Origin of the sequence: Streptomyces sp. NRRL S-495 (assembly GCF_000966955.1) — a bacterium.
In the GTDB taxonomy this organism is placed as follows: domain Bacteria; phylum Actinomycetota; class Actinomycetes; order Streptomycetales; family Streptomycetaceae; genus Kitasatospora; species Kitasatospora purpeofusca.
Genome location: NZ_JZWY01000766.1, coordinates 1 through 9,807 on the forward strand (window position 1 = coordinate 1; position 9,807 = coordinate 9,807).

The 9,807-nt window shown below is 73.8% G+C and carries 8 protein-coding genes; all 8 read left to right on the forward strand.

The features are described 5' to 3' along the window. On the forward strand, window positions 1-1,176 hold a 1,176-nt coding region (dpgC, locus tag VR45_RS32920), incomplete at its 5' end, for a (3,5-dihydroxyphenyl)acetyl-CoA 1,2-dioxygenase DpgC (protein ID WP_045943558.1). Between the two features lie 11 nt (window positions 1,177-1,187). Continuing rightward, the gene (locus tag VR45_RS32925) at window positions 1,188-2,477 is read left to right on the forward strand and encodes a PLP-dependent aminotransferase family protein (RefSeq protein WP_045943563.1); all 1,290 of its coding nucleotides are present in this window, start codon (window positions 1,188-1,190) and stop codon (window positions 2,475-2,477) included. After that, complete coding sequence (locus VR45_RS32930; RefSeq protein WP_078897059.1) at window positions 2,474-3,709, forward strand: cytochrome P450; 1,236 nt, start codon at window positions 2,474-2,476, stop codon at window positions 3,707-3,709. Before VR45_RS32925 ends, VR45_RS32930 begins: the two co-directional genes overlap by 4 nt. 221 nt (window positions 3,710-3,930) lie before the next feature. Then, the gene (locus VR45_RS32940) at window positions 3,931-4,623 is read left to right on the forward strand and encodes a 3-oxoacyl-[acyl-carrier-protein] synthase III C-terminal domain-containing protein (protein ID WP_045943560.1); all 693 of its coding nucleotides are present in this window, start codon (window positions 3,931-3,933) and stop codon (window positions 4,621-4,623) included. A 67-nt stretch (window positions 4,624-4,690) separates the two neighbouring features. Beyond that, window positions 4,691-5,437 (forward strand): class I SAM-dependent methyltransferase, encoded by a 747-nt coding sequence (locus VR45_RS32945; protein ID WP_052709557.1) that lies wholly within the window; start codon window positions 4,691-4,693, stop codon window positions 5,435-5,437. Window positions 5,438-5,449: 12 nt separating this feature from the next. After that, window positions 5,450-6,538, forward strand: a complete 1,089-nt coding sequence (locus tag VR45_RS32950; RefSeq protein ID WP_045943561.1) for an LLM class flavin-dependent oxidoreductase — start codon at window positions 5,450-5,452, stop codon at window positions 6,536-6,538. A 107-nt stretch (window positions 6,539-6,645) separates the two neighbouring features. Beyond that, complete coding sequence (locus VR45_RS32955; protein ID WP_159394439.1) at window positions 6,646-8,547, forward strand: condensation domain-containing protein; 1,902 nt, start codon at window positions 6,646-6,648, stop codon at window positions 8,545-8,547. 119 nt (window positions 8,548-8,666) lie between these two features. Next, entirely contained in the window at window positions 8,667-9,767 is a 1,101-nt protein-coding gene (locus tag VR45_RS44740; RefSeq protein WP_052709558.1) for a class I SAM-dependent methyltransferase, read from the forward strand. Window positions 9,768-9,807 lie beyond the last annotated feature (40 nt).

The window sequence follows — 9,807 nt, forward strand, 5'->3', positions numbered from 1 at the left end:
CTCCACACCGAGACCAGGGCGGCCCGCCGGGCCTTCCTCACCCACCACGTCGACACGGTGTACGGCGAACTCACCGCGGGCCTGACCCGGCGGCTGCGGCTGCCCGAGCTCCTCGCCGCGGCGGCCGAGCACGTCCCCGGCCTGGTCCCGACCCGGGCCCAGCTGGACGCCGAACAGCGCCGCATCCAGGCCGACAAGGAAGGCCGGGAGATCGACCAGGGCCTGTTCTGCGGCGCCGTGCTGCGCTCGCCCACCGCGGGCACCCATCTGGTCGAGACCATGCTGACGCCCACCCGGCGGGCCCTGGACCTGGCCGAGGAGTTCCGGGGCACGGGCCGGATCCGCCTCGGCACCGTCCTGGTCGAGCGCCGCGGTCACGCCGCCCATGTGACGTTCCACAACACCCACTGCCTCAACGCCGAGGACAACCGGCTGAACGCCGACCTCGAAACCGCCGTCGACCTCGCCCTGCTGGACGACCGGGTGCGGGTCGGCGTGCTCCGCGGCGGCGAGATGGAGCACCCCCGCTACCGGGGCCGCCGGGTCTTCAGCGCGGGCATCAACCTCAAGGACCTGCGGGACGGCGCCATCTCCTTCGTCGACTTCCTCCTCGGCCGGGAACTCGGCACCCTGCACAAGATCGCGCGCGGCCTGCTCACCGACCCCGCCCCCGGCGCCTGGACCGAGCGCACCGTCGCCAAGCCGTGGATCGGCGCGGTCGACTCGTTCGCGATCGGCGGCGGCATGCAACTGCTGCTGGTCCTGGACCGGGTCGTCGCCGAGACCGGCGCCTACGTCGCCCTCCCCGCCGCGGAGGAGGGGATCGTGCCGGGCCTCGGCAACCTCCGCCTCACCCGGCTGACCGGCGGCCGGCTCGCCCGGCAGATCGTCCTCGGCGGGCGCAGGATCACCATGGCCGACCCCGAGGCGCGGCTGCTGTGCGACGAGGTCGTCCCCCCGGAGGCCATGGACGAGGCCGTCGAGCGCGCCGTGCGCGAACTCGGCGCCCCCGCCGTGGCCGCCAACCGGCGGATGCTGAACCTCGCCGAGGAGCCGCTCGACCTCTACCGCGAGTACCTGGCCGAGTTCGCGGTGGCCCAGGTGGCCCGGGCCTACAGCCAGGACGTCCTGGCCAAGGTCGAGGCCCGCCGGCAGCGCTCGTCGGCCCGCCGGTGAACCCCCGCCCGGTGCGCCTGGACGCCACCTCGCTGCACGCCTCGCTGGCGGAGCCCGTGCTCGGCTCGATCGGCTTCCTCAACGAGGTCATGGCCCGCTACCCCGACGCCGTCTCCTTCGCCCCGGGCGCTCCCCACCCGGACCTGCTGCCCGACCTCGCCCCCGGGCGCTACCTCGACCGCTTCCTCGACCACCTCGTCCGGGACCGGGGCCACACCCCGGACCGGGCGCGCCGGCTGCTGCTGGAGTACGGGCCGAGCCGCGGGCTGATCGGCGACCTCGTCGCCGGGGCGCTGCGCCGGGACCACGCCGTCGACGTGCCGGAGGCGGCGGTGGTGGTGACCGTCGGCGCCCAGGAGGCCATGTTCCTGACGCTGCGCACCCTGTTCGGCTCCCGGGGGGACGTGCTCGCCGTCGCCGACCCCTGCTTCGTCGGCATCAGGGGGGCCGCCCGGCTGCTCGACATCGACCTGGTCGGGGTCGAGGAGACCCCGCTCGGGCTCGACCTCGACGCCCTGGCGGCGCGCTGCCGGACCGCCCGCGGCACCGGCCGGAGGGTCCGCGCGTGCTACGTCGCGCCCGACTTCGCCAACCCGGGCGGCGGCCGGATGCCGCTCGACGTCCGCCACCGCCTGCTCGAACTCGCCGACCGCGAGGACTTCCTGGTGCTGGAGGACAACGCCTACGGCTTCACCGCGGCGCCCGGGACGGAGCTGCCGCTGCTCAAGGCGCTGGACCGGAACCGGCGGGTGGTGCACCTCGGGACCTTCGCCAAGGTCTGCTTCCCCGGCGCCCGGGTCGGCTACGTGGTCGCGGACCAGGAGGTCGTCCGCCCGGGCGGCGCCGGGACCCTGCTGGCCGACGGACTCGCGGCCGCCAAGAGCATGGTGACCGTCAACACCTCCCCGATCTGCCAGGCCGTGATCGGCGGCATGCTGCTGGAGCACGGCGGCTCCCTGATGGCGCTGAGCCGGCGCAAGTCGGAGCTCTACCAGCGGAACCTCAACCACCTCGCCGAGGCGCTGGACCGCCACCTGGCCGACGGCCTGCCCGACGGGATCAGCTGGAACCGGCCCGAGGGCGGGTTCTTCGTCCGGATGACGCTGCCGGTGCCCGCCGACACCGCCCTGCTCGAACGGTCGGCGGCGGAGTACGGCGTGCTGTGGACGCCGATGGCGCCGTTCCACCTCGGCTCCGGGGGCGACCACCGGCTGCGGCTCTCCTGCAGCTACCTCGACCCCGGGGAGATCGAGACCGGGGTCGCGCGGCTCGCCGAGTTCCTGCGGAAGGAGGTCCGATGACGCACGCCGCCCAACCGTCCTCGCACCCGTGCCCGCACCCGTCCTCGCCGGCGTCCCCGCTGCCCACGGTCCGGCCCAACCCCTTCGACCCGCCGTCCGAACTGGCCGACCACCGCGGCGGGGAGCCGATCCGCCCGCTGGCCTACCCCGACGGCCACACCGGCTGGCTGGTGACCGGCCACGCCCTGGCCCGGAGCGTGCTGGCCGACCCGCGGTTCAGCGCCGGCTCCGAGCTCAAACGGGCACCGGTGGCCCGGCCCGGCGCCGACCCCTTCTTCGGCGTCCCCGCGCTGCCCGGCTGGATGGTCGACATGGATCCCCCCGCCCACACCCGGGTCCGCCGCCCCTTGGCCGGGACCTTCACGGCCCACCGGACGAAGGCCCTGCGGCCGCGGATCGAGCAGCTCGTCGAGGAACGCCTCACCGCCATGGCCGACTCCCGGCCGCCGGCCGACCTGGTCGAGCGGTTCGCGCTGCCGGTGACCTCGCTCGCGATCTGCGAACTCCTCGGCGTGCCCTACGGGGAGCGGGCCGCCTTCCAGCGCGACAGCGCCCTCCTGTTCAGCCTGGACGCCTCCGCCGGGGAGGCCGCCCTGGCGATGGACCGCCTGGACGGGTTCCTGCGGGAGCTCACCCGGAGCAGGCGGACCCGGCCGGGCGACGACGTGCTGAGCATGCTCGTCGAGGACGGCACCCTGAGCACCGAGGAGATCGCCGGCGCGGGCGTCCTGCTGCTCACCGCCGGGCACGAGACGACCGCGAGCTCGCTCGCCCTAGGGACCTTCGCCCTGCTGTCGCACCCCGAGCAGCTGGCCGCGCTGAAGCGGGACCCGGCGCTGGCCGACAACGCGGTGGAGGAACTGCTGCGCTATCTGACGATCTTCCACTTCGGGGTCCCGCGCACTCCGCTGGAGGACATCGAGCTCGGGGGCCGGCTGCTCAGGGCGGGCGAGTCGGTGACGGTGTCGCTGTCGGCGGCGAACCGGGACCCCGCGCAGTTCGCCGACCCCGACCGGCTGGACCTCTCCCGGCGGACCTCGGGCCATCTGGCCTTCGGCCACGGGATCCACCAGTGCCTGGGCCGGAACCTGGCGCGGCTGGAGATGCGGGTCGCGTTCCCCGCCCTCTTCCGGCGCTTCCCCGACCTGGCCCTGGCGGTGCCGCCGGAGGAGGTCCCGCTCGCCACCGACATGGGCTTCTACGGGGTGCACCGGCTCCCCGTCACCTGGTGAGCCCCAGCCCCAGCCCCCGCGCCTGACCCCGCGCCTGACCCCGCGCCCGGCCCACGACGAGTGAGAGGGAACCATGCACGGCACCACCATCTCGGCCATCCGCGGACATCTCCCCGCTGGTCACCGAGATCGTCCGCTTCCGGGAGAGCCGGCGCGAGATCTGGGACCTCGCGGCCACGGCCGCCGAGCGGACCCTCGCCACCGCCGCCCGGCCCGACCTCGTGGTCTACGTCAGCGAGAACGACCCGGACACCACCGGCTCGCTGGCCCGGATCCTGGACCGCCTCGGCCTCAACGACGTCGAGCACCTCGCCCTGTCCGGGCAGGACTGCGGCAACCTGGTCCCCGCCGTCCGGGTCGCCTCCGACGCCCTGGCCTCCGGCCGGTGCGAGCGCGTCCTGCTGCTGCTCGCCGACCGGGCGGAGGGCCGGGACCGGATCATGGCGAGCGGCCTGTCCGTGTTCAGCGACGGGGCGGCCGCCTGCGTGCTCTCCGGTGGACCGGACAGGGCCGGCCCCCGGCTCAGGGTGGAGGCCGCCGCGAGCCGCACGGCCGTACGGCTCGCCGACGCCGACCCCGCCGAACAGGGGCTGCTCTCGACGGTCCGGCTCGCCTCCGAGACCGTCACCGCCCTGCTCGACACCCTCGGGCGGACCCGCGCCGACTTCCGGTACGCGATCCTGCCCAACTACCGCCCGGCCGCCCAGAAGTTCCTGCTCGCGGCCATGCGGATGCCCCCCGGGAAGCTCCTGCTCGGGCCCGTCACCGAACTCGGGCACTGCTTCTCGGCGGACCTCCTGATCACCCTGCACCGACTGGCCGCCTCGGGCGCGCTCGACCCCGGGGACCGCCTCCTGCTCGCGACCGGCGGACCGTACTCCTGGTCGGCCCTGGCGGTCGAGTACAACTCCTAGCCGCACCCACGTCCGAAGGCCCATCCACCACGTGCCCCGCCCCGGGGCCGCATCCGGCAGGTGTCTCATGATCGATGACGCGTTCGTTTCGACGGTGAAGTCCCTGGAGGTCCCCGAGATGGGGACCGACTCCACCGCCCCGCTGCTGTACTGGCTCATCCGCACGCTGCGGCCGCAGCGCGTCCTGGAGGTCGGCATGGGGTACACCACCCCCTACCTGGCCAGGGCGCTCAAGGACAACAAGGAGGCCTTCGAGGCCGAACGCGCCCTGCTCGGCACCCCCGGGTCGAGCGAGGCGCAGCCGCTCGCCCACGCCCCGTACTACGACGAGCCGTACGAGCCGAGGCTCATCTGCATCGACCGGATGACGGACACCTCCTCCTCCGCCCCCAGGGCCCTCGACGTCCTCGACCAACTCGACCTCACCGGCGTCTGCCAGGTCATCGAGGGCGATCTGAGGGGCTCGGCCGACAAGGTCAGGGACGCCTTCGGCCTGATCGACTTCGCCTGGATCGACACCTGGGACACGCTCGCCTTCGTCCGCGAGTACTGGGAGCTGGTCAACCCGGCCGGCGGCATGTTCGCCGCGCACTACCTGATGACGTACCCGCAGGGGCGGGCGGTGCTGCGCTACCTCGAATCCCTCAAGGGCCGGGACGGCGGCCGGCTGGAGATCACCAACCTCCGCGAGCCGCACCGCTTCGGCCAGAACAGCACCACGCTGATCCGCCGGATCCGCGACTACGTGGACCCCGAGGACCTGCGCCCGCAGGGGAACAGCAACGACCCGACCGGCGTACTCGCCATCGACTGACGGAGGAACACCGTGCACGTCTATTCCGTGACCCCGGAATCGGCAAGCCGACAGCGTGAGTTCGAGCAGGACTACCTCTCCCGGCTGCGGGAGACCGGAGCGGCCTGCGAGCGCGCCGGCTGGTCGGGCATCCTCGTCCCGCACAACCTCCACGAGGTCGACCCCTGGCTGATCGCCGGCCAGCTCGGCGCCGCCACCGACACCCTCGTCCCGCTGATCGCCGTCCAGCCCTCCTCGCTGCCGCCCCACACCGCCGCCGCGATGGCCGCGGCGTACGCGACGCTGTACGGCCGCCCGCTGCATTTCAACCTGGTGGCCGGCGCCCGGGACGACGAACTGCGCCGCACCGGCGACCAACTCGGCCACGACGAGCGGTACGAGCGGATGCGCGAGTACGGGCTGGTCCTGCGCGCGCTGCTGCGCGGCGAGGAGGTCGACACCGAGGGCCGGTTCTACTCCTACCGCAAGTTCCGGCTGGAGCCCCGGCCCGAAGTCCTCTCGCGGTGCAAGCTGTTCGTCGCCGGCTCCTCGCCGGCCAGCATCGGTGTGGCCAGGGACGTCGCCGACGTGGTGGTCACCCACCCCGCCCGCTACCCGGAGTGGGAGGAGACCTTCCTGGAGCCGCTGCTGGCCGGCGGCTACACCGGCGAGCTCGGGATCCGGATCGGCATCGTCGCCGGGTCGGCCCGGGAGGACGCTTGGGCGACGGCCAGGGAGCGGTTCCCCGAGACCTGGCAGGGCCGGCAGGAGACGCTGCTCAAGACCGTCTCCCAGAACTCCTGGTCGCGCCGACTGGCCGTCGAGGCCGTGGCCGAGGCCGCCGGGGCTGCCGAGTCCGCCGAGTCCGCCGAGTCCGCCGGGGCTGCCGAGTCCGCCGGGGCTGCCGGAGAGAAGGAACCGGACGCGTACTGGCTGGGTGCCTTCCGCAGCGGCCACGCCAGTGCGCCGTTCCTGGTCGGCAGCCACGAGGACGTCGGCTCCCGGCTCGCCGAGTACCTGCGCGCCGGGGTCGGGCACGTCCTGCTCAACGGCAGCTACGAGGACGACCACGAGGACATCAACCGGGCACTCCTCGCGGCCCGGCGGGCGGCCGGCTCCTGAGGCGGGCCCGGCGGCCGGCCGGTTCCCGGGGTGGTCCCGGCGGCCGCTTCCCGGGGCGGGCCCGACCGGTCCGCGTCCCACTGTCGATCCACGGAGGGGTGGAGGAATTGAGTCTTGTCGTGCGGAGCGGTCCGCTCACCGAACAGCAGGAACGCTGGTGGCTGCGGCTCTACTGGCGGGAGAAGGGGGACATCGACAACGCCTGGTCCAAGCAGTGGGACCTCCCGGCGGGCATCTCCGTCGAGGCGGCGACGGCGGCGCTGACGGTGCTGGTCGAGCGGCACGAGGTGCTCAGGACCGCGTTCGGGCTCGGCCCGGACAACCTTCCGTACCAACTGGTCTTCGAGGCCGAGGGCTTCCGGCTGCCGCTGACCGTCGCCGAGCTGGGCACCCTGGCGGAGTACGGCGAGGAGGGCGGGATCCACCCGCTCGTCGGCGGCTCGCTGTACACCCGGCCGCTGTGGTCGGTGCGGCTGTTCGTCGAGGACGACGAGGTCCGGGTGCTCAGCCTGGTCTTCGAGCACATCGTGCTCGACGGCTCCGGGGTGCGGAACCTCAGGGAACAGTTCCTGGCGCTCTGCGCGGGGACGGGGACGGAGAAGCCCCTGCGGATCACCCACCCGCTCGACCGGGCGGCCAAGGAGCGCCGGATCCCGCGGACCCCGGAGAGCAGGGCGCGGTACAGCCGGGACCCCAGGGCGCTGGCCCCCCGGCTGCTGGTGCCGGCCACCGTGAAGGAGGAGACCCCGGACCCGCGGTTCCTCATGTCCGCGGTGCGCTACGAGGGACTCCTGCCGCTCCTGGACCGGGTCTGCCGGGCGCACGGGGTGTCCCGGGCCATGGTCCTGATGCACGCCGTCGGCTGGCTGATCTCCCGCTACTCGGGCATCCCCCGGATCATGGTCGTCAACGCGATCGGTCTCCGGCTCCCCAGTGACGACAGCATCGACCTCGTCGCCAAGGCGCTGGAGATCATGGTGGACCTCGACGAGGAGCGGACACTGGCGGAGTCCCTGACCGAGGTGTCCGCCGGGGCCCTGCGCGCCTACACCGAGGAACTGCGGCTGGGCATCCGGGACCAGGACTCCCGGCTGCGGCTGGAGAAGGAGCGCGGCATCGGATCCGTCCGCGGCCTGTACTTCAACTACCAGGGGCTCTCGGAACCGGACACCCCGGAAACCGACGGGATCCCCGTCGCGGAGGTCCGGCTGACCCGCACCGACGAATGGCGGTCCGGCGAGGAGCCCTGGAGCTACGCCACCTGGATCTACGTCGACGACGCCGCGGTGGCCGTCGACTTCGACGTGGACGCGGTGATGCTCCCGGCCGGGATCGTCCACCACATGTCCGAACTGCTGCCGAGGTTCGTCCGGTTGGTCGCCGAACAGCCGGACGTCCCCCTGGCCGCCGCCCGTGCGCTGCTCCCGCCGGACTTCGCGCGCTCGACCGAAGCCCGGCTGGTGCGGGGGACCTGGGTCCACCTCGACACCGTCGCCGAGGTGGTCGCCGGCTGCCCCGGGGTGCTCGCCGCCGAGGTGTCCGAGGAGGACGAGGAGATCGTGGCGCGGGTGTCGCTCGACGGGCCGTCCTGCCTGTTCGACGTGCACGAGTACGTGCTGTCCCGGCTCCACCTGGAGGGCGACCTGATCGCGCCGCACCGCTACCGCCTCGCCGAGGGGTCCGCGAGCCGCGCCACCGGTCCCGGGCTCCCCGACCTGGCGGCCGGTGCCGACTGGCTGCCGGGCGACGGCACCCCGGTGCTCGGCCCCACGACCGAGCCCGAGCGCGAACTCGTCGCCGCCCTGCAGGAGACCCACGGCTTCGGGACGGTCAACCTGGCCCTCACCTACGCGGAGGCCGGCGGCCGTGCCGTCCTCGCCCCCGCCGTGGTCGAGACCCTGCGCCGCCGGGGCCTCGAAGGCCTGCAACTCCCGCACTTCGCCACCGCGCACACCCTGCGGGCCATGGCCAGGGCGCTGGTCCGGAGAACGCCCGGTCACGCGCTCTGACCAGGGCCGGGGTATTACGGCCGGGGTATTTCGGCCGGGGTGTTCCGGCCGGGGCGGCCCGGTCGGAACACCCCGGAGGAACAGCTCGACCGCAGTGATTCACAACGAGGGAACGACAAGTGACAGAACGTCTTGACATCTCGGTGGGTGGTACGAAGGTCGGCGTACGGGTCGCCGCCCGGCCGGGGGGAGGCGCCGCGGGCGCCGTCCTCTGGCCGAGCATCGGCGAGTACCCGGTCTACGACTCCGCGCTCTACGGCGCGCTGACGTCCGACGAGAGCCGGGTGGAACGGTTCCGCGCGGCGGTCCGCGCCTTGGCGCCGGGGCGGCGGGTGCTCGACATCGGCACCGGCGAACACCTCAACTGGGCCCGGGAGAGCGTGTCCTGCGGCGCGAGCGGCGCCGTGGCGATCGAGGCCATGGCGGAGACCTTCCGCAACGCGTCGGCCAACCGCCTCGCCTGGGGCCTCGCGGACCGGGTCACCCTGCTGCACGGAGAGTCCACCGAACTGGAGATCGGGCCCCCGGCGGAGGTCTGCGTGGCCGAGGTGATCGGGTCGGTCGCGGGCGCGGAGGGCGCCGCCGCGGTCCTGGCCGACGCCCGGCGCCGGCACCTGGTGCCCGGCGGTGTCGTCGTGCCGCACCGGTGCGTCACCCGGGCGGCCGCGGTGAACCTCCGGGAGGTCCTGGGCGGTGCCCCGGTGGCCTTCGCACCCGAGGCGGTCCCCTATCTGGAACGGATCTTCGAGTGGAACGGGGCGCCGTTCGACGTCCGCCTGCGGATCGGCGACCCGGACCCGGAAGCCCTCCTCTCGACCGAGGAGGAGGTCGAGGTCCTCGACTTCAACGGTGACCTGCGGGCGGAGCAGGAGCGGCGGGTCCGGCTCACGGTCCGCCGCCCGGGCAGCGTGGACGGCGTGCTCACCTGGCTCCGGATCGCCTGCCTCCCGGACGAGGAGCCCCTGGACGCCCTCCGGGACCCGACCAGCTGGGCGTCGGTGTACTTCCCGCTGTTCGACGCCGAGGTCCCGGTCGAGCGCGGCGACACGCTCGACCTGACCTTCCGGGTCCGGACCGGCGCCGACGGCGTCCACCCGGACTACCACCTGGCCGCCACCCTGCGCACCGCGGCCGGGGAACTGTCCGCCACCCACGGCTCGCCGCACCGCGGCCGGGGCTTCCGCGAGCACCCCGTCCACCGGACGCTGTTCCCGGCGTAGCCCCGGCCTTGGCCTGACACCTGTCTCTTATACACATCTC